At 64.2% G+C, this 22,552-nt stretch carries 22 protein-coding genes; 10 read left to right on the plus strand and 12 right to left on the minus strand.

Features of this window, described 5'->3' with window-relative positions; all coding sequences use genetic code 11:
• Nucleotides 1–536: 536 nt before the first annotated feature.
• Entirely contained in the window at nt 537–1,571 is a 1,035-nt protein-coding gene (gene tdh / locus FJ957_RS30065) for an L-threonine 3-dehydrogenase (RefSeq protein WP_140836712.1), read from the minus strand.
• Between the two features lie 53 nt (nt 1,572–1,624).
• Nucleotides 1,625–2,812, minus strand: a complete 1,188-nt coding sequence (locus FJ957_RS30070) for a glycine C-acetyltransferase (RefSeq protein ID WP_140836714.1) — start codon at nt 2,810–2,812, stop codon at nt 1,625–1,627.
• A gap of 299 nt (nt 2,813–3,111) precedes the next feature.
• Here FJ957_RS30070 and FJ957_RS30075 point away from each other — a divergent pair, with 299 nt between their 5' ends.
• Both FJ957_RS30075 and FJ957_RS30080 read left to right on the plus strand, forming a co-directional pair.
• Entirely contained in the window at nt 3,112–5,181 is a 2,070-nt protein-coding gene (locus FJ957_RS30075; RefSeq protein ID WP_140836717.1) for an EAL domain-containing protein, read from the plus strand.
• Nucleotides 5,182–5,251: 70 nt separating this feature from the next.
• Nucleotides 5,252–5,986 carry a polysaccharide deacetylase family protein gene (locus tag FJ957_RS30080; protein WP_140836719.1) on the plus strand — a complete coding sequence of 245 codons (735 nt, stop codon included), beginning with the start codon at nt 5,252–5,254 and terminating at the stop codon, nt 5,984–5,986.
• On the opposite strand, the gene FJ957_RS30085 is transcribed toward FJ957_RS30080, so the two are convergent.
• Nucleotides 5,977–6,384, minus strand: coding sequence for a MarR family winged helix-turn-helix transcriptional regulator (locus FJ957_RS30085; protein WP_246686006.1), 408 nt, complete (start codon nt 6,382–6,384; stop codon nt 5,977–5,979). The two genes, FJ957_RS30080 and FJ957_RS30085, sit on opposite strands and share 10 nt — an antisense overlap.
• A 162-nt stretch (nt 6,385–6,546) precedes the next feature.
• Between FJ957_RS30085 and FJ957_RS30090 the strand changes: the two genes are divergently transcribed.
• Nucleotides 6,547–6,954: a hypothetical protein gene (locus FJ957_RS30090; RefSeq protein ID WP_140836728.1), complete on the plus strand. Its 408-nt coding sequence runs from the start codon at nt 6,547–6,549 to the stop codon at nt 6,952–6,954.
• Between the two features lie 127 nt (nt 6,955–7,081).
• Here FJ957_RS30090 and FJ957_RS30095 read toward each other — a convergent pair whose 3' ends face one another.
• Entirely contained in the window at nt 7,082–9,127 is a 2,046-nt protein-coding gene (locus FJ957_RS30095; protein WP_140836735.1) for an NADH:flavin oxidoreductase, read from the minus strand.
• A gap of 119 nt (nt 9,128–9,246) precedes the next feature.
• On the opposite strand from FJ957_RS30095, the gene queF reads away from it, so the two are divergent.
• The gene (gene queF, locus FJ957_RS30100; RefSeq protein WP_140836742.1) at nt 9,247–9,708 is read left to right on the plus strand and encodes a preQ(1) synthase; all 462 of its coding nucleotides are present in this window, start codon (nt 9,247–9,249) and stop codon (nt 9,706–9,708) included.
• Nucleotides 9,709–9,719: 11 nt separating this feature from the next.
• Here queF and FJ957_RS30105 read toward each other — a convergent pair whose 3' ends face one another.
• From FJ957_RS30105 to FJ957_RS30120, 4 genes are all read right to left on the minus strand, one after another.
• Nucleotides 9,720–10,334, minus strand: coding sequence for a hypothetical protein (locus FJ957_RS30105; protein WP_140836744.1), 615 nt, complete (start codon nt 10,332–10,334; stop codon nt 9,720–9,722).
• Nucleotides 10,335–10,338: 4 nt separating this feature from the next.
• The gene (locus tag FJ957_RS30110) at nt 10,339–10,812 is read right to left on the minus strand and encodes a DUF3828 domain-containing protein (RefSeq protein WP_140836746.1); all 474 of its coding nucleotides are present in this window, start codon (nt 10,810–10,812) and stop codon (nt 10,339–10,341) included.
• Between the two features lie 94 nt (nt 10,813–10,906).
• Entirely contained in the window at nt 10,907–12,556 is a 1,650-nt protein-coding gene (locus tag FJ957_RS30115; RefSeq protein WP_140836748.1) for an ABC transporter substrate-binding protein, read from the minus strand.
• 63 nt (nt 12,557–12,619) lie between these two features.
• Nucleotides 12,620–14,170: a trimethylamine methyltransferase family protein gene (locus FJ957_RS30120; protein WP_140836750.1), complete on the minus strand. Its 1,551-nt coding sequence runs from the start codon at nt 14,168–14,170 to the stop codon at nt 12,620–12,622.
• 89 nt (nt 14,171–14,259) lie between these two features.
• Here FJ957_RS30120 and FJ957_RS30125 point away from each other — a divergent pair, with 89 nt between their 5' ends.
• The gene (locus tag FJ957_RS30125) at nt 14,260–15,162 is read left to right on the plus strand and encodes a LysR substrate-binding domain-containing protein (protein WP_140641221.1); all 903 of its coding nucleotides are present in this window, start codon (nt 14,260–14,262) and stop codon (nt 15,160–15,162) included.
• Nucleotides 15,163–15,214: 52 nt separating this feature from the next.
• Here FJ957_RS30125 and FJ957_RS30130 read toward each other — a convergent pair whose 3' ends face one another.
• The gene (locus FJ957_RS30130) at nt 15,215–15,523 is read right to left on the minus strand and encodes an antibiotic biosynthesis monooxygenase (RefSeq protein ID WP_140641219.1); all 309 of its coding nucleotides are present in this window, start codon (nt 15,521–15,523) and stop codon (nt 15,215–15,217) included.
• 108 nt (nt 15,524–15,631) lie between these two features.
• Between FJ957_RS30130 and FJ957_RS30135 the strand changes: the two genes are divergently transcribed.
• Together FJ957_RS30135 and mutL are read left to right on the plus strand one after the other, a co-directional pair.
• Entirely contained in the window at nt 15,632–16,594 is a 963-nt protein-coding gene (locus tag FJ957_RS30135; RefSeq protein ID WP_140836752.1) for a helix-turn-helix domain-containing protein, read from the plus strand.
• A 61-nt stretch (nt 16,595–16,655) separates the two neighbouring features.
• Entirely contained in the window at nt 16,656–18,530 is a 1,875-nt protein-coding gene (mutL, locus tag FJ957_RS30140; RefSeq protein WP_140836757.1) for a DNA mismatch repair endonuclease MutL, read from the plus strand.
• 19 nt (nt 18,531–18,549) lie between these two features.
• Here mutL and FJ957_RS30145 read toward each other — a convergent pair whose 3' ends face one another.
• Nucleotides 18,550–19,308, minus strand: coding sequence for a hypothetical protein (locus FJ957_RS30145; protein WP_140836759.1), 759 nt, complete (start codon nt 19,306–19,308; stop codon nt 18,550–18,552).
• A 120-nt stretch (nt 19,309–19,428) separates the two neighbouring features.
• Complete coding sequence (locus FJ957_RS30150; protein ID WP_140836761.1) at nt 19,429–20,322, minus strand: EamA family transporter; 894 nt, start codon at nt 20,320–20,322, stop codon at nt 19,429–19,431.
• Nucleotides 20,323–20,412: 90 nt separating this feature from the next.
• Between FJ957_RS30150 and FJ957_RS30155 the strand changes: the two genes are divergently transcribed.
• Entirely contained in the window at nt 20,413–21,339 is a 927-nt protein-coding gene (locus FJ957_RS30155; RefSeq protein ID WP_140836765.1) for a LysR substrate-binding domain-containing protein, read from the plus strand.
• A 7-nt stretch (nt 21,340–21,346) separates the two neighbouring features.
• Here the strand turns inward: FJ957_RS30155 and FJ957_RS30160 are convergent, their stop codons facing one another.
• Complete coding sequence (locus FJ957_RS30160; RefSeq protein WP_140836772.1) at nt 21,347–21,952, minus strand: hypothetical protein; 606 nt, start codon at nt 21,950–21,952, stop codon at nt 21,347–21,349.
• Between the two features lie 114 nt (nt 21,953–22,066).
• Here FJ957_RS30160 and FJ957_RS30165 point away from each other — a divergent pair, with 114 nt between their 5' ends.
• Together FJ957_RS30165 and FJ957_RS32500 are read left to right on the plus strand one after the other, a co-directional pair.
• A complete protein-coding gene (locus FJ957_RS30165; RefSeq protein ID WP_140836778.1) occupies nt 22,067–22,300 on the plus strand; it encodes a DUF2093 domain-containing protein in 234 nt (77 codons plus the stop codon).
• A 91-nt stretch (nt 22,301–22,391) separates the two neighbouring features.
• Nucleotides 22,392–22,514 (plus strand): hypothetical protein, encoded by a 123-nt coding sequence (locus FJ957_RS32500; protein ID WP_281407703.1) that lies wholly within the window; start codon nt 22,392–22,394, stop codon nt 22,512–22,514.
• Nucleotides 22,515–22,552: the final 38 nt, after the last annotated feature.

Consider the following 22,552-nt stretch of genomic DNA (forward strand, 5'->3'; position numbering starts at 1 on the left):
GTTCATCTGCAAGGCGTGGGTCTCACAACCGGAACGTTTCAAACTCAATCCGCTCCAGCAAATGCCGGGACCAAACACCTAGGCTGGAGTCGAAGCCAATCGTCCTGAAAAGGCTAGCCAGGGCTTGGCACCTGTCGAGTAAGCGACCAGTCTTCAGCAATGACTTCGATGGTGTCGTCCCGAAAAATACAACAGAAACTGCCGCGACTTGGGTCCATCTGGCGACAGAACCTCCCAATCGTCCTCGCCAACCGGCCGGCTATCGCCGATCACCTCGTAGAACTCACCCCATTTGGGAGCCTGCCTGCTGTAAAGGCCTCTACCGGCAAACCAGGCGTGATCATTAGAGGAGTCCCATCTCCAACGACTGCAACCAACGAAACGCAGGGTGCCCGTCCCTCCCTTGCGGGCAGCATAAGCTCAGGAATTCAACAGAAAGGTAAGCTGAACCGTATTGCCCTCGACGGTCAACTCTACATCGGGAGCATTGGGCTCAGCGTTCCAATCTGTGTTCAGGTGATGGAAGGATAGCTGCCTCACCAATCCATCACCACCTTGCCCGAGCTGCCGCTCCGCATCGCATCGAACCCAGCCTGATAATCGTCGATCCCGATCCGATGCGTGATCAACCCCGAGACATCCAGCGGCCCCTGCACGAGCGCGATCATCTTGTACCAGGTCTCGAACATCTCGCGGCCGTAGATGCCTTTCAGATGCAGCATCTTGAAGATCACCTTGTTCCAGTCGATCTCGAAGCCGGTGGGCGCGATGCCGAGGATGGCGATCTTGCCGCCATTGTTCATGGTGTCGATCATGTCGCGGAAGGCGGGGGCGGCGCCCGACATCTCCAACCCGACGTCGAAACCTTCGGTCATGCCGATCGACGGCATCACGTCGCGCAGCTTTTCCTTCGAGGCGTCGACGACGTGCTGGACGCCGAGTTTTCGCGCCAGATCCAACCGCACCGGGTTGATGTCGGTGATGACGACCTTGCGCGCGCCGACGCATTGCGCGACCAGCGCGCCCATGATGCCGATCGGCCCGGCGCCGGTGACCAGCACGTCCTCGCCGACGAGATCGAAGGACAATGCGGTGTGTACCGCATTGCCGAGCGGATCGAAGATCGCCGCGATCTCGTCCGGCACGTCGTCGGGGATCGGCACGACATTGTGCTGCGGGATGGCCAGATACTCGCCGAAGGCGCCGGGGCGGTTGACGCCGACGCCCAGCGTGTTGCGGCAGAGATGCCCCCTGCCGGCGCGGCAGTTGCGGCAATGGCCGCAGACGATATGGCCTTCGCCCGAGACGCGCTGGCCGACCTTATATTCGGTGACCGCGGCGCCGTAGTCGGCAACGGTGCCGACGAATTCGTGGCCCGTCACCATCGGCACCGGCACCGTCTTCTGCGCCCACTGGTCCCAATTGTAAATATGGACGTCGGTGCCGCAGATCGCGGTCTTCTTGACCTTGATCAGCACGTCGTTGGGGCCGATCTCCGGCACCGGCACCTCTTCCATCCAGATGCCCGGCTCGGCCTTGGCCTTCACCAGCGCCTTCATCATGTTCGACATTCTTTTGCCCTTCGAATCTCTAGATGCGGAAGCGCTTTCTGGGCGCCGGCCGTTCAGGAAATGACGCCAAGTTCCTTGCCGATCGCGCCGAACGCCTCGACCGCGCGGTCGATGTCGGCGCTGGAGTGGGCGGCCGACATCTGCGTGCGGATGCGCGCCTGGCCTTTAGGCACCACCGGGAAGGAGAAGCCGATGACATAGATGCCGCGCTTCAGCATGCGCGCCGCCATCTCCTGCGCCAGTGCGGCGTCGCCCAGCATCACCGGGATGATCGGATGATCCGCGCCGGCCAGCGTGAAGCCGAGCCTGCCCATCCTGGACCGGAACCGATCCGCATTGGCATATAGGCGCTGGCGCAGCGCGTCGCCATTGCGGATCAGGTCGAACACCCTGATCGAGGCGCCGGCGATCGCCGGCATCAGCGTGTTGGAGAAGAGATAGGGCCGCGAGCGCTGGCGCAGCCAGTCGACCACCTCGCTCTTGCCCGACGTGTAGCCGCCGGAGGCGCCGCCCAGCGCTTTTCCGAGCGTGCCGGTGATGATGTCCACCCTGCCCTCGACGCCGCAATGCTCGGCCGAGCCGCGACCGTTCCTGCCGACGAAGCCGACCGCATGGCTGTCGTCGACCATGACCATGGCGTCGTATTTCTCGGCGAGGTCGCAGACGCCGTGCAAATTCGCGATGATGCCGTCCATCGAGAACACGCCGTCGGTGGCGACCAGCCGGAAGCGGCAGTCCTTCGCCTCCTTCAGCCGCGCTTCGAGATCGGCCATGTCGTTGTTGGCGTAGCGGAAGCGCTTGGCCTTGGAGAGCCGGACTCCGTCGATGATCGAGGCGTGGTTCAACGCGTCCGAAATGATGGCGTCCTCCTCGCCGAGCAGCGTCTCGAACAGGCCGCCATTGGCGTCGAAGCAGGAGGAGTAGAGGATGGTGTCGTCCATGCCGAGGAAGGACGAGATCGTCGCCTCGAGCTGCTTGTGTTCCTCCTGCGTGCCGCAGATGAAGCGCACCGAGGCCATGCCATAGCCGTAGCGGTCGAGCGCGTGCTTTGCCGCGTCGCGCAAATCCGGGCTATCGGCGAGGCCGAGATAGTTGTTGGCGCAGAAGTTCAGCACCTTTTCGCCGCCGACCTCGATCTCGGCGGACTGCATCGAGGAAATCACCCGCTCGGACTTGTAGAGCCCGGCCGATTTGAGGCCCTGGAGCTCGCTGTCGATGTGGGAAAGGAATGCTTTGCTCATGGTCCGGCCCTGTTCGGTTCGAGGCCGGACTGTCGCGCCATGGCTGCAAAAAATCCATCGCAAAAGCGACCGCTTCGGTGGCGCCGCGAAAGCCCGGTCGCAATCCTTTGCGAAGGCGCGGCCGCGATACGATCAAAAATGGGGTGAGCGGGAAAGGACGTGATAACCATCTTGCGAGCTTTGCCGCGCCGCCGCGCATGCCGCCAGCGCCCCTTGCCGACCTGTTAACTCTTTCAAGGCAAGCGTTTTCCCGCCACGAATCAGGGCAGGAATCCGTCGACCGGAGGGGTCAGCAAGTTATGTCGCAGCAGCCAGTGCAGAGCGTTTCACGCAAGCTGATCCTGCTCATCAAGACCGGGTACTGGCTGGCGCTGACGATCATCGCCGCCATGGTGGTGGCTTCCTTCATTCTTCTGCAGCAATTGATGGCGCAGCAGCAGCACAACCATGCGCTGCTCGACATCGTCTCGACGCAGAAGGCGCTGTCGCAGCGCATCGTCTTCCTGGCCAGCGCCACCGGCGGCGCCTCGCGCGACAAGCAGCCGGCACTGGTCACCGCGCTCAAGCAGGCGACGGGCGAGTTCGAGACCAACTACGACCGGCTGCTCAAGGAGACCGGCGCCGACCCGCTCTCGCCGGCGCGCAACGACCCGAAGTCGATCGAATACGTGCTGTTCAGCAAGCCTTTCCACCTCGACTACTTCTCGGTCGGCCTCGTCGCCAATGGCGACAGGCTGGTCTCGTCCTTCGCGTCGCAGCTTGGCATGCAGAACGACGGCTACAAGGGCGGCGGCGAACGCGTCGGCCTCGACGCCTCCGTCGCCAACGCGACAATGTCCGGCTATGCCGCGCTCGGCCAGCGCATCAGCGCCTTCGCCGACGAAAAATCAAGCAACATCCTCGACCTGCATCGCACGCTGTTCTTCGCCACCCTCGGCGTCATCGTGCTGGTGGCGCTGTTCATCTTCCGGCCGATGTCCAACGCCATCCTGCGCAAGACGCGCGAACTGGTCGACGCCCGCAACTCGATGGCCTTCATCGCCGTGCATGACGGCCTGACCGGACTGCACAATCGCACCTTCCTCACCGACCATTTCGACACGCTGATCAAGGGGGCGCACCGCCGCCGCGAGCGCCTTGCGGTGATCCAGCTCGATCTCGACCGCTTCAAGCAGATCAACGACACGCTTGGCCACGCCGCCGGCGACTATGTGCTGGTGGTGACGGCGCAGCGCATGCGCGATTCCTGCCGCGCGTCGGATCTCTGCGCCAGGCTCGGCGGCGACGAGTTCGTCATGATCCTCAACGGCGCCGGCACCACCGAGGACATCCATGCGCTGGCCAACCGCATCCTCGACGAGATCAACGAGCCGATCACGTTCCAGGGCACGACCATCATGCCCGGAGCCAGCGCCGGCATAGCGGTCTATCCGGTCGACGCCGACAACGCGCAGGACCTGCTCGTCCATGCCGATCTCGCGCTTTATTCCGCCAAGAAGCTTGGCGGCGGCAATTTCTCCTTCTTCTCCGAGGAACTGCGCCGCGAGCTCGACTATCGCAAGCAGCTCGAACAGGACATCCGCACGGCGATCGCCAATAAGAGCTTCGAGGTCTATTTCCAGCCGCAGGTGTCGCTGACCAGCGGCAAGATCAGCGGCATCGAGGCGTTGGTGCGCTGGAGGCACGAGACGCGCGGCATGATCTCGCCCGGCGAGTTCATTCCGGTCGCCGAGAAATGTGGCTTCATGCCGGATATCGGCCGCATCGTCATCGGCAAGGCGATCGAGGAAGCCGCCGAATGGGACCGCGCCGGCATCGATTTCGGGCGCATCGCCGTCAACGTCTCGGGCACGGAGCTGCGCGAGCCCGATTTCGACGCCTTCTTGTTCGGCACGCTGGAGCGCGTGGGGCTGGCGCCGCAGAAGCTGGCGCTGGAAATTGTCGAATCCGTCATCCTCGACGACGAGAAGACCGGGATCGCCGCGAAGCTCCGCCACATCCGCGCCGCCGGCGTGCATCTCGAACTTGACGATTTCGGCACCGGCTATGCCTCGCTCAGTCACGTCAACCCGAACGAGATCGACCGGCTGAAGATCGACCGCCGCTTCGTCCAGAACATCAACGAGAACGGCGACAACAGCAAGATCGTGCGCGCTATCACCGAGCTTGCCCGGGGGCTCGGCATTTCGATTGTCGCCGAAGGCGCGGAGACCGAAGCGGAGCTCGACTCGCTGATGGCGATCGGCTGCGACCAGGTGCAGGGCTATTCGATCGCCTTCCCGATGCCGCAGGACAAGGCGCGCGAATGGCTTTTGGCGCGCAGCCCGAAGAAGGCGAAGCTGAAAGTGCTGCAAGGCAGCTTGGCCTAGCGCGATCGTCGACAAGCTTGACACGCCGGTGTCGGCATGGCCGCCTATTGATCGCAACCGGATCCTGCGGATGCCGCTTCGTTTTATCCTGTCGCTTCTGCTGCTTGTCGCGTCGCCGGCTTTGGCCGCCGATCGCACTGTATATCTCACCTTCGACGACGGGCCGCTGAACGGCACCAACAATATCCTCGACGTGCTGCAGGCCGAGCAGGTGCCGGCGACGCTGTTCATGGTCGGCATGCATGCCGAGGCGAACGCCACCAACCGGGCGCTGCTGCAGCGGGCGAAATCGATGCCGCTGGTGACGATCGGCAACCACAGCTACAGCCATGCCTACAATCACTACCGGCATTTCTACGGCGACACCGAAGGCGTGGTCGCCGACATGCTCAGGGCGAATGCCGTGCTGGGCTTGAAGCCGGCCGTGCATGCGCGACTGCCGGGACGCGACGTGTTCCGGCTGCCCAATTACTCGAAGGACGACAATTCGCTGGGGCTGGCGGAGGCAGGGCGCGAGGATCCGGACTACGAATTCGTCGCGGCGTCGGGCTTCTGGCTCTATGGCTGGGACCACGAATGGGTACATGAGGACAGCGGCAAGCCCGTGCAGAGCGTCGACCACCTGGTCAGCGAGATCGATCATCTGTTCGGCTACGGTCATTTCGCCAAGCCGAACAAGCTGATCCTGCTCATGCATGACGAGATGTTCCAGGACACCTTCGACGGCAAGGCGAAGCTGACGGCGTTGATCGCGGCGCTCAAGTTGCGCCACTACGCCTTCGGCGCGATAGCGGGTTACGACTGAGGCGGCTCAGCGTTGCGCCTAAGTGCCGCAAGCACCTCCGTGAATTCGGAGAGCTTGTCGTCGGGAATACCGGCCCGCAGCCGCTTGTCGAAAGCGACGGCCGCGAGACGGAGCCTTTCGAACAGCGTTTCGCCGGCCTCGGTCAGCGCCACCTGGTGGACCCTGCGGTTTTCCGGATCGCGGCGGCGCGTCAACAACCCTTGCGCTTCCATGGCGTTGAGATGATGCGTCAGCGTCGCGCCCTGGATGCCGATCATGCCGGCAAGCTCGCGCTGGTTGGCCAATTCCTTCGACTTGACCGACAGCAAGGTCAGCCAGACCGGCAGCGTGCCGCCAGTGTCGGCCAGCGCGGCATCGAAAGCCTGCGCCACCACCTTCGAGGTGCGTGCGAGATTCATGCCGACGGGCGGACGGTCAAACGGTGTCATGACCTGACAGTAGAGCACGCAATGGCAAGGTGGAACTCGGCTTCATGCATTGACATCTAATCGTTAGATATCTAACTTTGTCTTATTGATGGCGTAGCTGCGGCGCGGCGGGCGGCAGAGAGGAATGCGGTCATGCAATATGTCTACATCGTCACCATCGGCCTGCACGTCATGGCCGGCGTGTTCTGGGCCGGCACGACCATAGCGGTTGCCCGCGATCCGGAGATCAAGGCTGAGCGTTTCATCCGGCCGCAGCTCGGTGCCTCCGGCATAGTTTTCCTGACCGGCATACTGCTCTGGTATTTCTTCCACGAGGGCGCGTTCGGCCCGATGGAGAAGGTGCTGGCGCTCGGCATTTTGACGGCGCTGATCGCCGCCGGCGTGCAGGGCGCGCTTGTTGCCTCTGCCAGCAGGCAGCTTGCCGGCGCCGACGCTGCGACGCAGACCCAGCTGCGGGCGAAAATGACCAGAGGCGAACGCATCGCCGGCGGGCTGCTGGTCATCACCGTGTTTTGCATGGCGACTGCCAAGCTATTTTGAAATCGCACGGCCGGCGAAACCGACCGGGCGCGGCGCAACGGACCGAAGCGGCAGGTGGCTCTCCTTGCAATGGTCCGTTGCGCGTCTGTTTTTTTGAGCATGATCTCGGGGATCATGCCCCAGCCAATCAGATCCGGATTCCGAACCGGATGCCGTCATAGATGGCGGCGTGGATGTTGCGCGAGGCGACCGCGTCGCCGATGCGAAACATCACGAAGCCGCCTTCGGCATTGCGCGCGGGGAAGATGTCGCCGCCGCTCACCAGCCGCTCATAGTCGACCGCGCCGCCATTCTTCGACAGGGGCTTGAGCGACAGATAAAGATCGTCGAGCGGCGCTGTGCCATGCTCGACCACCACCTGGTCGACGCGCCGCTCGCCACGCCAGCCATCGGCGAAGTCCGATGCCAGCTCGGCGACGAGTTGGTTGCCCTCGCGCCGCACCGAGCGCAGGCGGGTGTTGATGGTGACGGTGACGCCTTTTTCATGGAAAGCGCGCATGTAGGGCACGTGGTTCAGGCCACCCATTTCCGGCGCGAAGAAGCGCTCGGGCGAGACAAGCTCCAGCCTGGAGCCGCTGTTGGCGATGAGCTCGGCGGCGCCCATGCCCTGATGGCCGCCATTGTCGTCGTAAAGCAGTACGTTCTCGGCCGGCTTGACACTGCCGGCCATGATGTCCCAGCTCGAGGTGACGAGATTGTCGCCGGCCGTCAGCGGCGGGTTCTGCGGCAGGCCGCCGGTAGCGACGATCACCACATCGGGCGCCAGCGCCAGCACATCATCCCTCTCGGCCCAGGTATCGTAGCGGATCTCGACGCCAAGCCTATCCAATTCGGCGAGCCGCCAGTCGATGATGCCGATCAGTTCCTTGCGGCGCGGGTTCTGCGTGGCGAGCCGCACCTGGCCGCCCGCCTGGCTGGAGGCTTCGAGCACCATGACCTGGTGGCCGCGCTCGGCCGCCACGCGAGCCGCTTCGAGACCGCCGGCGCCCGCGCCCACGACCACGACTTTCTTCTTCGCTCCTCCGCTCTTTGCGATGATGTGCGGAACGGTCGCTTCCCGGCCGGTCGCGGCATTGTGGACGCAAAGCGCCTCGCCGCCCTCATAGATTCGGTCGAGGCAATAGGTGGCGCCGACGCAAGGGCGGATCTCATGTTCGCGGCCTTCCATCACTTTGCGGATGATATGCGGATCAGCAATATGGGCGCGCGTCATGCCGACCATGTCGAGCTTGCCGGTGGCGATGGCGTGGCGGGCGGTGGCGACATCGGAAATGCGCGCCGCATGGAAGGTCGGGAATTTCGTCGCCGCTCTCACCTCGCCGGCGAAATCGAGATGCGGCGACGAGCGCATGCCGGTCACCGGGATGACCTTGGTCAGCGCTGCATCGGTTTCGATCGTGCCGCGGATGATGTTGAGGAAATCGACCTTGCCAGAATTGGCGAGCCGCCTGGCGATCTCGACGCCCACCTCCTTCGAGATGCCCTTTTCGAAATCCTCGTCGGCGACCATGCGAATACCGACGATGAATTTCTCGCCGACCGCGGCGCGCACCTCGTCGAGCACCATGTCGGTGAAGCGCAGCCGGTTGTCGAGCGAACCGCCGAACTCGTCGTCGCGATGGTTGGTCAGCGGCGACCAGAAGCCATCCATCAGATGGCCGTAGGATTCGAACTCGATGCCGTCGAGGCCGGCGGCCTGGCAGCGCTGCGCGGCCGAAGCATAGTCAGCGACGATGCGCTCGATGTCCCACTCCTCAATGGTCTTCGGGAAGGCGCGATGCGCCGGCTCGCGCACCGGCGAGGCCGACAGCACCGGCAGCCAATCGGCCTTGTTCCAGCCCGTGCGGCGGCCGAGATGGGTGATCTGGATCATCACCTTGCAGTCATGCTCATGGCAGGCATCCGCGAGCTCGGCGAGCCACGGCACGATGCGGTCGTCATAGACATGCAGATTGCCGAAGGCGGCCGGGCTGTCGCGCGAAACGATCGCCGAGCCCGCCGTCATGGTCAGCGCCATGCCGCCCTTGGCCTTTTCGGCGTGGTAGAGCCGGTAGCGCTCCTTCGGCATGCCGTCCTCGGAATAGGCCGGCTCATGGCTGGTCGACATCACCCGGTTCTTCAGCGTCAGATGCTTGAGCTGGTAGGGTTGGAGAAGCGGGTCGTTGCTGGTCATCTTCTTCCTGCCGTTTCAAAATCAAATTGTGCTAATGAGCGCGCCGCGCCCGATTGAACGCGGCGCCAAATGATTGCGCTGCCGCCCGTAGAACCGTCGGCGGCAGCAAGGAGTTGCCCATGACCGACGCCAAGAACCTCACCCAGCTCGGCAAGCACGTCGAGACACCACAGAGCCCCGAACAGGCGGTCCTGGAGACTGTGCCGTTCCAGCGCGGCGACGGCCCGCCGGCGATCGTGCGTTTCACTTGCCCGGAATTCACCTCGCTCTGTCCGGTCACCGGCCAGCCCGACTTCGCCCACATCCTTATCGACTACGCACCCGACCGGACGCTGGTGGAATCGAAGTCGCTGAAGTTGTTCATGACCTCGTTCCGCAACCACGGCGCCTTCCATGAGGAATGCACGGTGATGATCGGCCGCCGCATCGTCGAGGCGACGAAGCCGCTCTGGCTGCGCGTCGGCGGCTACTGGTTCCCGCGCGGCGGCATCCCCATCGACGTCTTCTGGCAGACCGGCGCGCCGCCCAAGGACGTATGGCTGCCGGATACCGGCGTCGCGCCTTATCGCGGAAGGGGTTGAGCTGATCGCCATCACTCGCACTGGTACTGGCTGAGCGCCCACTCGCCGGTCACCGACAGAAGATCGGAGATCTTCCAGCCGCCGCCGATCTTCTTCAGCTTCCATTCGAGGCGATGCTGATGGCCTTCGACGACGAAGGCGACGACCACCTTGGCCTGGTCGCCATTGACGGCCTCGATGGTGCGCAGGCTCTTGTCGATGGCGAGCTTGTCATAATCTGCATTGTCGAGCGCCATGTTGGGATCCAGGCATTCGCCCTGCCCCGAGGCGCGCAGCGCATCGCTCTTGTCGAGCACGGTTTTCGCCGGATCGGCGAAGTTCTTGCGCTGGGCCGGATCGAGCTCAAGCCCGAGATGGTCGTAGAAGGGCTTGACCACCGCCGTCGGCGATCCAGGCAGGACAGGCGCGGGCGGCGGCAGTTCGGCCGGCTTGCTTTCCGGCGCCTGAGTTGCGGCGGGCGGCGAGGTATCGACCGCAGGCGGCGACTTGTCGTCCGCAGGCGCATTGTCGCCCGAGGACGCGTTCGGCGGCGGCGCGCCGAAGAGCCCCTGCGCCGAGACGCCGCCGTTCAGCCCCGCGGCCAGCATCGACAAGCTCGACAGCGCAACGACGAGACGACGAAGCACGGCATCACTCCGTCGAGGCGCCGCATTCCAGCGCGCTGAGCTTCCAGTCGCTGGTCTTCGAGGTGATGTCGGCGATCTTCCACTTGCCGTCCACTTTCTTCAACGACCACACCATTTCGCGTTTGGAGTCATTGCCTTCCGGGAAAAGATTGAAGTTCGCCGTCACCTCGGCCGTATCGCCATTGACGGTCTCGGTGAGCTTCAGCGTCTTCGACAGCGTCTTCTGATCGAAATCCTGGGCGTCGAGGCCGGGGTCGAAATCGATGCAGGACACCTCGTCGGGCTTCTCCTTCTGCGCCTTGTCGTTGGCTTCGAACAGCCTGGTGACCGGCTCGGTGAAGCGGTCGCGATATTTGGCGTCCGCCTCGAACTTCACTTCCGGCACGTAGAAGAACTTCACGGCGTGGGAAGCCGGCCCGGCGAGCGCGGCGCCGGGCAAGGCCATCGACATGGCAGCGGCAAGCACTATCGGCTTCATGCAGGATCTCCGGAGGTTCGGCGGCGTGGTGGCAAGATCGCCACCACGCATCCTGCATATCGGCTTTTTTGCGGCTCATGAAGTCCAGGCGCGCTCAGGCATCCAGCCAGACGTTTTGGAAGTCCATTTCGTAGGTCTGGTGCATCGTGTAGTTCTTCACCTTCTTGTTCATATGGCAGTAGAGCTTCTGCCAGAAGGGCTGGATGATGACGCCGGAATCCTGCAGGATCGTCTCGACATCCTTCATCACCTCCTTGCGCTTGGCGACGTCGATGAGCGACAGCGCCTCCTTGAGCTTGGCGTCGAAATCCGGGTTGGAATAGGCCGTTTCGTTCCAGGCCTCGCCGGTGCGGTAGCCGAGCGCCAGCACCTGGACGCCCAGCGGGCGCATGTACCAGATGGTCATGGAATAAGGATATTTCGTCCAGTCGTTCCAGAAGGTCGAGCCCGGCAGCACCGTGCGCTTCACCTTGATGCCGGCGTCGCGCAACTGGCCGGCGATCGCATCGCCGGTATTCTTCTGCCATTCGTCCTCGACCGTGATCAGCTCATGCTCGAAGTCGGCCTGGCCAGCGTCGGCCATCAGCTTCTTGGCGCCGGCGGCGTCGCGCTCCTTCTTGGGCAGCGGGTAGTATTCGGGATGGATCGGGCTGACGTGGTGGTTCTCGCCGACCGTGCCGCGCCCATTGTAGCCGAGCTGCATCACCTGGTTGTTGTCGACCGCCATTTGCAGCGCGTTGCGCACCCGCTTGTCGTCATAGGGCTTGTGCGTGACGTTGGTGCGGGCAACGAGCGTGGTTGCCGTCGCCACCTCCGATTTCACCAGGTCCATCTTGTCGAGCGGATCGATGAAGTCGGCCGGCGTCTCGAAATCGAGATCGATCTCGCCGGAATCGAAGGCATTGAGAGTCGCGTTGAAGTCGGTGCCGTAATCGATGAATTCCACACCGTCGAGCGGCGCCTCGCCGCCCCACCACTTGCCGTTCTCGCGGCGCTTGACGACCGCCTTCGACCCCACCGAATAAGACACCAGCTCGAAGGCTCCGGTGCCGATCGGCTTCTTGACCGGATCGGCGCCATCCTTGTCGAAGTCGCGGTGCACGACCAGGGCCGGATAGTCGGTGAAGCCCGGGATGATGGCGATATCGGCTTCGTTGAGTTTCAGCTTGACCGTGTGGTCGTCGACCTTGGTGATCGCGCCATCCTTGGCCTTGCCGGTCTTGGCGTCGATCAGCGCGCCGACACGGGCGGCCATGGAATTGCCGGACGCCCCCTTCTCGCACCAGCGGTTCAGATTGGCGACCACGTCGTCGGCGTTGAAGGCGTCGCCATTGTTCCAGGTGACGCCCTTGCGCAGATGCAGCGTGTATTCGGTGGCGTCGTCATTGACGTCCCAGCTTTCGAGCAGCACCGGCTCGAAGGTGAACTGGTGCGTGTAGCGCACCAGCGGTTCGAGCCAAGTGCGAGTGACATTCGCCATTTCGGTCCAGTCATAGGTGCGCGGGTCCTTCTGCGCCTTGACCGACATCGCGACATGCAGCGTTCCGCCCTTCTTGGGCTCATCGGCGAGCGCCTTGGTCGGCGCGGCAAGGCCGAGCATGCCATAGGCGAAAGCCGTCGATGCGCCGAAGGCGCTCGCCAGAGCCAGGAATTCGCGCCGGTCGACACGCCCCGCCCGCGCCTCCTCCGCCATCGCTTCGATAGCGGCCGGGACCCGGTCACCATTGCTTCTGAAAAATGTCATTCTCGTTCTCCCATTGATTTGATCGAGTCTTCGCCCGTTTGGTTCAACTAACGCTGCTATCCATCAACTAACGCTGTCCGGCAGCTTTTCCTCACGCCGCGCGATCAAATCCGCGAGACCCTCGGCAATGCCCTCGTCGAGCTTCGGCTCCTGGTAGTCGGCGAGCATGGCGCGCGCCTTGTCGCGGCCGCGCGTATCGTGGTCCTTCGCGCCTTCGGCGTTCCATTGCTCGAAGGAATTGAAGTCCATGATGTTGGGCATGAAGAAGGCGCTCTCGAAATGCTCGAGCGTGTGCTGCGTGCCGAGGAAATGCCCTTGCGGACCGACCTCGCGGATCGCCGCCATCGCCTCCTTGAAATCGTCGAAAGGCACGCCGCCGGCATATTTGTACCAGCCGACGAGCTGCTCGCAGTCGGTGGCGAATTTCGAATAGCCGCAGGTGAGGCCCGCTTCCAGCCAGCCGGCGGAATGCCAAATGTAATTGGCGCCGGACAGGATCGCGGCATGCATCAGCATGTTCGCCTCATAGCCGGCCTGCGCGTCGTTGAGCTTGGAGCCGACATGGAAGCCGGAGGTGCGCCAGGGCAATTTGTATTTCCTGGCCAGCGCGCCCATCAGATACATCATCTGGGCCGCCTCCGGCGTGCCGCCCATCGGAGCGCCGGTCTTCATGTCGACGGTGACCATGAATTGGCCGTAGATCTGCGGCGAGCCCGGGCGGATGAGCTGGGTCAGGGCCACGCCGGCAAGCGCCTCGGCGTTGACCTGCGCCACAGCCCCGACGGCGGAGGCCGAGGTCGACGCGCCGCACAGCGCGAAGGGCGCCAGGATCAGCGGCTGATTGTGGCTGGCATAGACCCGCATGGCGTCGATCATGGTGGCATCCCACACCAGCGGCGAATTGCAGTTGGTGATCGCCACCAGCACAGGGTTGTCGCGCACGAAGTCCTCGCCGAAGACGATGCCAGCCATCGCCATCGTGTCCTCGGCGCGTTCCTTCGACGTCACGATGCCCATGAACGGCTTGTCGGAATGTTTCAGGGCCGAATGGATGATGTGCAGATGCCGCTTCGGCACGGCGATTTCCATCGGCTCGCAGATGACCGAGCTCGACGAATGCAGCGCCGGCGCCATGTAGGCCATCTTGTGGAAATTGTTGAGGTCGGCGAGCGTGCCGTAACGGCGCTTGTTGTCGAGGTCGCGGATATAGGGCGCGCCATACATCGGCACGAAGATCGAGTTCTTGCCGCCGACGCGCACGGTGCGCTCGGGGTTGCGCGCGTTGAGCGTGAATTCCGCCGGAACCTTCGAGACGAGTTCCATCAGCAAAGCGCGGTCGATGCGGACACGCGTCTCGCGCACGTCCGCGCCGGCCGCTTTCCAGAGCTCGATCGCCCCGTCGTCGCGGAATTCGCACCCAACCTCCTCGAGGATCTTGAGCGATTCCTCGTGGATCAGCTCCACCGCCTCGTCAGGCACGATCTCATAGGCGGGGATCTTGCGGACAAGGGTCGGGAAGGACGCGATCGGCGTGCTTCTCAGCGCCTTGCGGCCAAGACGGCCCCCGCCGCGGCGGTGGGTCTGTTCGGTCAATTCAACGGCCGGTGCGTTCATGGAGCCTCCTTCTTCCCGCCACTCACGTTAGCGAGGCAAAATATGGCTGTGACGCTGGAAAATCCTGATCTTCTGTATAAGCTCACCTTATGCGAAGCCTGCGCCACCTCCTGCCCTCAGCCGGCAGCCTCATCGTCTTCGAAGCCGCGGGCCGGCTGTCGAGCTTCACCGCCGCCGGACGCGAGCTCGGCATGACCCAGGCGGCCGTCTCCTATGCCGTGCGCGGGCTGGAGGAGCAGCTCGGCGCCAAGCTCTTCCAGCGGCGCCACCGCCAGGTGATTCTGACGGAGGCCGGCGAGCGCTTCCATGCCGACGTCTCGCTCGGCCTGTCGCATATCCGCAAATCGGCGGAGGACCTGCGCCTGCAGGCGACGGGCGGGCACGTGACGCTTGCCGCCTCGACAGCCTTCGGCTCGTTCTGGATGATGCCGCGCCTGCAGCAGTTCCGCGACGAACTGCCGGGCGTCGACCTGCGCATCCAGACCGCCGACCGCGATCTCGACATCATCGCCGAGGGCATTCCGCTCGGCGTGCGCGGCGGCGTGCCGCGCGACTGGCCGGACTATCACTCGCTGTCGCTCTCCGACGAGGAGATCTTCCCGGTCGCGGGACCGAGCTATCTCGCCAAATTCGGCAAGCCGAGGACGGTCGAGGAACTGGCCACGCACCGGCTGATCCATCTCGAGGAGCCCTATCGCGAGGCGCCGAACTGGGATGAATGGTTTGCTTCGGCCGGAACCAGCCTGCGCAACGCAGAGCGCGGCTTGCGCATCAACGATTATGCCCTGGTGATCCAGGCGGTGATGGAGGGGCAAGGCATCTCGCTCGGATGGCGGCATCTGGTCGAGCGGCTGGTTGCGTCCGGGCTGCTGGTGCCGGTGACCGACCATGTGATGCGGACCGGTATCGGCTTCCACGTGATCTGGCCGAAGAACCGCGACCTCAGTGACAATGCGCGCAGGGTCAGGGATTGGCTGGTGGCGCAGGCGTGAAACTGCGCACCGCAAGCCGGCGTATAGCCAGTTCACGGTGCGGCCGACAGGTTCACACCGAGCCGTCGTTCTTCAACCCGAGCACATCGATCCTGTCGATGGTCGGCGGTCCGGCAAACAGCGTCTCTGCATTGGCCATCAAGGCCTTGGCGATCTCGCCGGTGAGATGCGCCTCGCGCCCGGCTTCGTCGTGAAAGGCGTCGAAAACGCCGAAGACGCTTGGCGAAAGCTGCAGGGCAAACCAGATCGGCGTCCCGGCCTCCCGGTTGGCAAGCTGCAGCCCGGCCTGCAGGAAGGCGGCGACGTCCTTTTCCTTGCCGGGCTTGGCTTCGAAACGGGCGAACAGTGCAAGCTTGATCATTTCTTCTCTCCTTCGGTGCACGGCCAGATCGACCGTCGCGGAGCAGGGTCGCAGCACTGAAGCGAAAACAGTATTGGCAGAAATGACTTCTTTGATATCATTCTTGCCATGAACATTTCCGTACTTGTTCTCGACGGCGCATTCGACACCGGGCTGGCCTGCGTTCTGGACGTCTTCGGCACGGCCAACGAACTCGCCGCCATGCTGCCGGCGCCGCCCAACCGCTTCGTCACCACCATCGTGGGGGTTAGCGACAGCGTGCGCACCGCACAGGGAATGCAAGTGCCGGTCGTGCCGATTGGCAGCGAACCAGCCCCCGACTGGCTTTTGATCCCTGCGCTCGGCCAGAAAATGCCCGAGCCACTGGGCGCTGCCCTGAAGCGGAGCGATGTCGGCGCGGCGGTCGAAGCGCTGCAGGCTCGTGCCGGCGACGGCACACGCATCGGCGCGGCGTGCATCGGCACCTTCGTTCTCGCCGAAAGCGGCCTGCTCGACGGACGGCCATCGACGACGACATGGTGGTTGGCGCCGATGTTCAGGCAGCGTTATCCCGGAATACGGCTCGACGCTTCGCGCATGCTGGTCAATGACGGCCAATTCGTCACCGCGGGCGCAGCGCTCGGCCATATCGATCTCGCTTTGCTGGTGATCCGGCAGGCAAGTCCGGAGCTCGCTGCGCTGACCGCGAAATATCTGATCGTCGACAGCCGGCCGCTGCAATCTGCCTACGCAATTTCAGATCACCTTGCCCATTCGAATCCGCTGGTCGAGCGCTTCGAACGCTGGGCGCGTGGACGGCTTGCCGACGGTTTCAACCTCGATGAGGCGGCCGCGGCGCTCGGCGCCAGCAAGCGCACACTGTCACGGCGCGTCAACGATGTGCTGGGCAAGACGCCGCTTTCCTTCTTCCAGGACCTGCGCGTCGAACAGGCGGTGCATCTCTTGAAAACCACATCGGACAGCGTCGAGGAGATCGCGGCCAAGGTCGGCTACGGCGATGGCGTGACGCTGCGCAACTTGTTGCGGCGACGGCTGCGCAAGGGGGTGCGCGAGATCCGCGCCGCCAGCTGATCCACCGACGCCGTCATTCTGCCCCTCCCCCACCGGCCGCGAATCCGCCTATAATCCCCTCATGCCCATCTGCCAGCTTTCCGAAACGATGATCAACCAGATCGCCGCCGGCGAGGTCATCGAGCGTCCGGCGAGCGTGGTGAAGGAGCTGGTCGAGAATGCGCTCGACGCGGGTGCCAGCAAGGTCGAGGTCGTCACGGCGGGCGGCGGGCTGAACCTCATCCGCGTCACCGATGACGGCTCGGGCATTCCTGAAAAGGAGCTGGCGCTGGCGATCGCGCGGCACTGCACCTCGAAGCTCTCCGACGACATCCACGACATCCGCTCGCTCGGCTTCCGCGGCGAAGCGCTGCCCTCGATCGGTTCCGTCGCGCGGCTGTCGATCCGCTCGCGCACGGCAAGCGGCGACAGCGCGGCCGAGATCGGCATCGACGGCGGCCGCGTCTTACCGGTGAAGCCGGCGGCGGCCAATCGCGGCACCACGGTCGAAGTGCGCGACCTCTTCTTCGCCACGCCGGCCAGGCTGAAATTCATGAAGGGCGAGCGCGCGGAAAGCTCGGCCACCGGCGATGTGGTGAAGCGCATCGCGATCGCTTTCCCGGCCGTGCGCTTCACGCTTGCCGGTCCCGACCGCTCGACGCTGGAACTGCCGGCTACGGACGACACGCCGGAAGGTCGCCTTGCCCGCGTCGCGCAGGTGATGGGCAAGGATTTTCCCGACAATGCCATTGCCATCGATGCCGCGCGGGAGGGTGTCCACCTCGCCGGCCACGTCTCGATCCCGTCCTACACACGGGCGAACGCGCTGCAGCAATATGCCTATGTCAACGGACGGCCGGTGCGCGACAAGTTGATCGCCGGCGCGATCCGCGGCGCCTTCGCCGACGTCCTGCCGCGCGACCGGCATGCGGTGACCGTGCTGTTCCTGTCGCTCGATCCATCGACCGTCGACGTCAATGTCCATCCGGCCAAGGCCGATGTGCGGTTCCGCGATCCCGGACTGGTGCGCGGGCTGATCGTCGGCGCCATCCGCGAGGCGCTGGCCGGCGCCGGCATCCGCGCGGCGACCACGGGGGCCGCCGGCATGATGGCGGCATTCCGACCGGGGGCGGCGCCCTACTCGCATGCCGGCCCGGCCAACGGCCATCGCAGCTACGAAGCCGCTTATCACGCTTCCGGCTCCGGAGGCTTCGATCCGTTGCGCTCGGCGCAGCGACCACTCGACATGGGCTACGGCGAACCAAGGCCGCGGTCCAACGGCTTTGCCGAAAACGAGCAGGCCGCCTTCGACACCGGCCCGCTCGCCAGCGCCGATGTCCGCGCCGGCATGGCCGAACCGACTGAGGCGCTGCTCGGCATGGTGCTGGGTGCGGCGCGCGCGCAGGTGCATGAGAACTACATCGTCGCCCAAACGAGGGATTCGCTTGTCATCGTCGACCAGCATGCCGCGCATGAGCGGCTGGTCTATGAAGCGCTGAAGAACGCGCTGCATGCGCGCGCGGTACCCTCGCAGATACTGCTTTTGCCCGAGATCGTCGACCTGCCGGAAGAGGATGCCGAGCGGCTGGCCATGCATTCCGACACGCTCGCCAAATTCGGCCTCGGCCTCGAGCGCTTCGGCCCCGGCGCGGTGGCGGTGCGCGAGACGCCGTCCATGCTCGGCGAGACCAATGTGCAGCAGCTGGTGCGCGACCTTGCCGACGAGATCGCCGACAACGACACCGTCGAGACGCTGAAGGAACGGCTGGACAAGATCGCCGCGACCATGGCCTGCCACGGCTCGGTGCGCTCGGGCCGGCTGCTCAAGGCCGAGGAGATGAATGCGCTGCTGCGCCAGATGGAGGCGACGCCCGGGTCCGGCACCTGCAACCATGGCCGCCCGACCTATATCGAGCTCAAGCTCGCCGACATAGAAAGGCTGTTCGGGCGACGGTGAGCGCGCCTGACGACCGGCATCATTTCCTTTTGCGGTATTTTTTGGCCTTGGGACTGAAGGCGTAGTCCTCGGTGTGGCCGGCGCCGCCACCGCGGAAATTCACCGCGATGATGTCCTTGCCGCCCTCCACCCACTTCTGCACATTCATGTAGATGGGGGTCATCAGCATGCCGGCGTTGCAGTCCGGGTCATCGAAGCCGATTTCCTGAACGGCCTTGCTTTTCCGCTTGTTGATGACCCGCAGTCCGGTCATGCAGATGCCGGCGTCGGATTTCGTGTAGATGCCGGAAAACCGATCGGTGGCCGTCTCGGCCCAAAACGGAATCTCGACGGTTCCGCCGAGTTTCAAGTCGCCGGTGTCGTCAAGGCTCGCGACCTTCTTCAGCGTGACGGGGTATTTGTCCGCGCCCTTGCTCCAGTTTCCCGTCGCGGCATCTTCGCCGAGTTCGAGCGAGAACGGACACCCGGTGGTGTCGACGGGTGTCTTCGACCCCCTCACCAACACGCGCTCGAATTCCTTGTCGTCCGCGATTTCGCATAGCGTGAGCCTTTGGCCGTCCGCCTTGCCGTAGATTGCAATGGGGCTTTGCCTGGCGTCGTAGAAATAGCTTCCCTCGACGGTGATGCCGCTGCCGAAGCTGGCATAGCGCTGCAGGGAGAGATGGACCGGGTTCGGTCCGATGGAGCCTTCGTAATTCTCCACCTGGTACCAGCCCGCGAAGGCTTTCCCGCTCAGCAGCAGCAGGCAGAAAACCGTGGCAATGAAGCCTCTGCCCATACCGATCCCCTCCGTCAAGGCGGATCAGGATAGCTTGCCGCACGACCGCATCACAGGGGCCGCCTGGTTGCCAAACTCAACTTGTCGGTTCGAGTCTGGAAGCGGCCACAACCCGTTGAATCAGCGCTTCAAATTCACCACGATGACGCCACCCAGCGCCAGCGCGCCGCCCAGGATGCCGAGCAGCGACGGCACTTCGCCCAGCCAGAAGAAGCCGATCAAGGCGGAGGTCGGCGAGACGAGGTAGAGAAAGTTCGAGGCGCGGGCGGCAGGCAGGCGCGACAGCGCGGTTGCCCAGGCGGCATAGGCGATCAACGAGGGCACGATGCCGAGATAGATGACGGCGCCAAGACCGGCGGTGTTGGCGACCGCTGCCTGCGAAAACGCTTCCGGCAGGAACGGCGACAGGCAGAGCGCGCCGAGCACCATATTGGAGGCGGAAATCGTCAGCGGATGATGGCGGGCAAAAAGCGGCTTCTGGACGATGGTGTTGACGGCGGAGCACAGGGCGGAACCCAGGACAAGCAGCGCGCCGGCGTTGAAATGTAGGCCGTGTCCGTCCGCGACCGCGATGATGCCGATGCCGGCAAAGGAAATGACCGTGCCGAGCCACGCCAAACGCGAGAAGCGTTCGCCGAGCAGCGCCATCGCCATGATGGCGGTGAAGATCGGGCTGACATTGATGATGAAGCCGGCCGCGCCCGCCGAGACGGTGAGCTCGCCGAAATTGAGCATGGCGGTGTAGAGCGCGACGAAGATGGCGCCGCCGAAGCCGAAGCGCCACAATTCGTCGATCCTGGGCAGAGCCGGGCGTTTCACCGCGAGGAAGATGGCGGCCGGAACCGCCGCGATCGCAAAGCGCAGCGCCCCTAACTCCAGCGGCTGGAAGGCGGCAAGGCCGGCGCGGATCGCCGGGAAGGCCGAGGCCCAGCCGATGACCGTCAACGTCACCGCGACCGCAGCGGTGGTGTCCATGCGCTGTGTCTCATTCAACGTGCCGGTGTAAGCGTTCATTGCCGTAACCTCGTCTTTCCGTGTCATGGACGCAGAAAACGCCATTGCCGGGCAATTGACAAACGACCAATTCGAGGGTCAGCTGTGAGTATGGATCACAGCTCTGACCAGATACTGCCGCTTGAAACCTTGCGCGCCTTCGATGCGGCGGCGCGTACGGGGAGTTTTTCCGCGGCGGCTGAAAAGCTTAACCTCACCCATGGCGCGGTGAGCCGCCAGATCGCCAAGCTGGAGGACTGGCTCGGCTTGAAGGTGTTTGAGCGCAACGCCCGCGGCGTGACGCTGACGATCGAGGGTAACCGGCTGCATCTGCGGACCGCCGAGGCTTTCGCGCTGATCTCGTTCAACTCCGACCGCTGGGTCGAGCCGCGCGGCACCGCCGTGGTGCGGCTGGCCTCGATCCCGTCGGTAAGCGGGCTGTGGCTGATGCCGCGCATGGCCGCATTGGAGAACCATCCGACCAAGCTGCGCATCGTGCTCGACGTCGACAACCGCCAAGCCGACCTCGCCGACGAAGGCATCGACCTTTCGGTGCGCTGCGGGCGCGGCCGCATCCCGGGCCGCGTCTCGGTGCAGCTTTTCGAGGAACAGATTTTTCCCATCGCCTCGCCGGAATTCGCCAAGGAGATCGGGCAAGGCGATCCTGCCCGGCTGCTGAAGTTCCCGCTCATCAACGATTCCGACGCGTCGGGCTGGCGCGCCTGGTTCGCGGCGCAGGACGTGGATTATCGCCCGCGCCCGCAGGACCGGCGTTTCGAAGACTATAATCTGGTGCTCGACGCGGCGGCGCACGGGCTGGGTATCGCGCTGGCGCGACCGCCGCTCACGGCGGACCAGGTCCAATCCGGCCGTGTCGTCGCCGTCGATGAGCGCGTTGCGCTCAATCCGGTGTCTTATTGGATGGACCGCCCGGTCGGCCGGCCGCGCGCGGCGGCGGCGGATCTTGCCAGGCGCATCGCCGAACAGGCGGGGCTTGCTCCGGAAAAACTCGAAGCCTTCCTGCAGGACGACGTCTAGAGCAGGGTTAGCGAAGCAGCAGCACCGTGATCGTTGCCGTCACCGCCGAGACGATGGCCGTGACAACCGAGATCGTCCAAAGGGATATCGGCGCGGATTCCGATCGCGGGGCATGTCCAGCCGGGCGGACGGAGGCACCGCGCGGCTGAGGCGCGTTGGCATTGGCCGCGACCAGCGCTGAAGCGGAAGCGATAGCCGGCGAAAATGTGGATAATGCCGGCGGCGCAACCGCGGGCCTGGACGTATTGTCGGTAACCGCTGCCGGTGGCGGGACGAAGCCGCGTCGAGCCTGATCGGTATCCGTCGCCGCCTTGCCCGTCGAGGATCTTGCCGGCCTATCGTCGGTGGCGGCATCGGGCTCCATGACGGCCCGGTAGGCGTCCTCGACCTCGGAAGACGACAGGCGTTGCGATGCCTGAACCGCAGGGCGCGGCAGCGCGCTTTGCAGCGACTGGGCCGCGATTTGCGCCGCCTGCCCCGTCGTGGGCGCGGGCGGCTGGACCAGCGTCTTGATCAAAGCCGCCGTCGCCGGATCGGCCTTGGGCGAGGGCACCGCCTGCGGGGTGAGCGCCTCATTGATCAGCGTGTTCAAGCGGGTCGGTGTGATGTCCATGCCGGGCTTCCGGAACCATTTGCCGCTGCAGCCATATCGGATGAGCATTGCGTCAAGCTTGACGTTGCTTGCGATTTATGGCGATTGAAACCCGATGAACTGCAGCGTCCTTTCATGATGAACCGTTTCGAAGGCCCGGGCGGCAGGGAAGCCCGGATCCGTTATCTCGACGGCGACTTCCAGGTCACCAGTCCCGGCTCTTTCGTGCGCTGTGCGGTGACGGGCGAGAACATTCCGCTCGACGAACTCAAATATTGGAGCGTCGCCCGGCAGGAGCCCTATGTGAGCGCGGCGGTGTCGCTTGCCCGCGAGATCGAGATGCACCCGGAATTGCGCAAGCGGGGATAAGCATGCGAGCCGCGGCCATCGACCTCGACCGCTTAGGGCACTGAAAGACTTCAGAAAATCTCTCAAGATCTTTGTTCGCCTGCTGCTTATCATGCGGCGCGGCGACGCCTCGACTTCCGAGCCGCGCGACAGGGATTGGCATTTCGCCTTCGAAAGCAAGCTCAATGTCGAGCGCGACGAGGTGATCCCGCAGGCGATGCGGCGCGCAGTATAGCCGCAGCCACTTCTTCCCTTCCCGTCGATGGCCCGTCG

Source organism: Mesorhizobium sp. B2-4-6 (assembly GCF_006442775.1).
In the GTDB taxonomy this organism is placed as follows: domain Bacteria; phylum Pseudomonadota; class Alphaproteobacteria; order Rhizobiales; family Rhizobiaceae; genus Mesorhizobium.

Coding starts and splice junctions, on each gene's coding strand:
- FJ957_RS32500 (WP_281407703.1), top strand. CDS start 22,392: ATGCGGCGCGGCGACGCCTCGACTTCCGAGCCGCGCGACAGGGATTGG.
- FJ957_RS30120 (WP_140836750.1), bottom strand. CDS start 14,170: ATGAACGCACCGGCCGTTGAATTGACCGAACAGACCCACCGCCGCGGC.
- FJ957_RS30135 (WP_140836752.1), top strand. CDS start 15,632: ATGAACATTTCCGTACTTGTTCTCGACGGCGCATTCGACACCGGGCTG.
- mutL (WP_140836757.1), top strand. CDS start 16,656: ATGCCCATCTGCCAGCTTTCCGAAACGATGATCAACCAGATCGCCGCC.
- FJ957_RS30115 (WP_140836748.1), bottom strand. CDS start 12,556: ATGACATTTTTCAGAAGCAATGGTGACCGGGTCCCGGCCGCTATCGAA.
- FJ957_RS30150 (WP_140836761.1), bottom strand. CDS start 20,322: ATGAACGCTTACACCGGCACGTTGAATGAGACACAGCGCATGGACACC.
- FJ957_RS30075 (WP_140836717.1), top strand. CDS start 3,112: ATGTCGCAGCAGCCAGTGCAGAGCGTTTCACGCAAGCTGATCCTGCTC.
- FJ957_RS30160 (WP_140836772.1), bottom strand. CDS start 21,952: ATGGACATCACACCGACCCGCTTGAACACGCTGATCAATGAGGCGCTC.
- FJ957_RS30070 (WP_140836714.1), bottom strand. CDS start 2,812: ATGAGCAAAGCATTCCTTTCCCACATCGACAGCGAGCTCCAGGGCCTC.
- FJ957_RS30095 (WP_140836735.1), bottom strand. CDS start 9,127: ATGACCAGCAACGACCCGCTTCTCCAACCCTACCAGCTCAAGCATCTG.
- FJ957_RS30090 (WP_140836728.1), top strand. CDS start 6,547: ATGCAATATGTCTACATCGTCACCATCGGCCTGCACGTCATGGCCGGC.
- FJ957_RS30155 (WP_140836765.1), top strand. CDS start 20,413: ATGGATCACAGCTCTGACCAGATACTGCCGCTTGAAACCTTGCGCGCC.
- FJ957_RS30130 (WP_140641219.1), bottom strand. CDS start 15,523: ATGATCAAGCTTGCACTGTTCGCCCGTTTCGAAGCCAAGCCCGGCAAG.
- tdh (WP_140836712.1), bottom strand. CDS start 1,571: ATGTCGAACATGATGAAGGCGCTGGTGAAGGCCAAGGCCGAGCCGGGC.
- FJ957_RS30085 (WP_246686006.1), bottom strand. CDS start 6,384: ATGAATCTCGCACGCACCTCGAAGGTGGTGGCGCAGGCTTTCGATGCC.
- FJ957_RS30080 (WP_140836719.1), top strand. CDS start 5,252: ATGCCGCTTCGTTTTATCCTGTCGCTTCTGCTGCTTGTCGCGTCGCCG.
- FJ957_RS30125 (WP_140641221.1), top strand. CDS start 14,260: ATGCGAAGCCTGCGCCACCTCCTGCCCTCAGCCGGCAGCCTCATCGTC.
- FJ957_RS30165 (WP_140836778.1), top strand. CDS start 22,067: ATGATGAACCGTTTCGAAGGCCCGGGCGGCAGGGAAGCCCGGATCCGT.
- FJ957_RS30110 (WP_140836746.1), bottom strand. CDS start 10,812: ATGAAGCCGATAGTGCTTGCCGCTGCCATGTCGATGGCCTTGCCCGGC.
- queF (WP_140836742.1), top strand. CDS start 9,247: ATGACCGACGCCAAGAACCTCACCCAGCTCGGCAAGCACGTCGAGACA.
- FJ957_RS30145 (WP_140836759.1), bottom strand. CDS start 19,308: ATGGGCAGAGGCTTCATTGCCACGGTTTTCTGCCTGCTGCTGCTGAGC.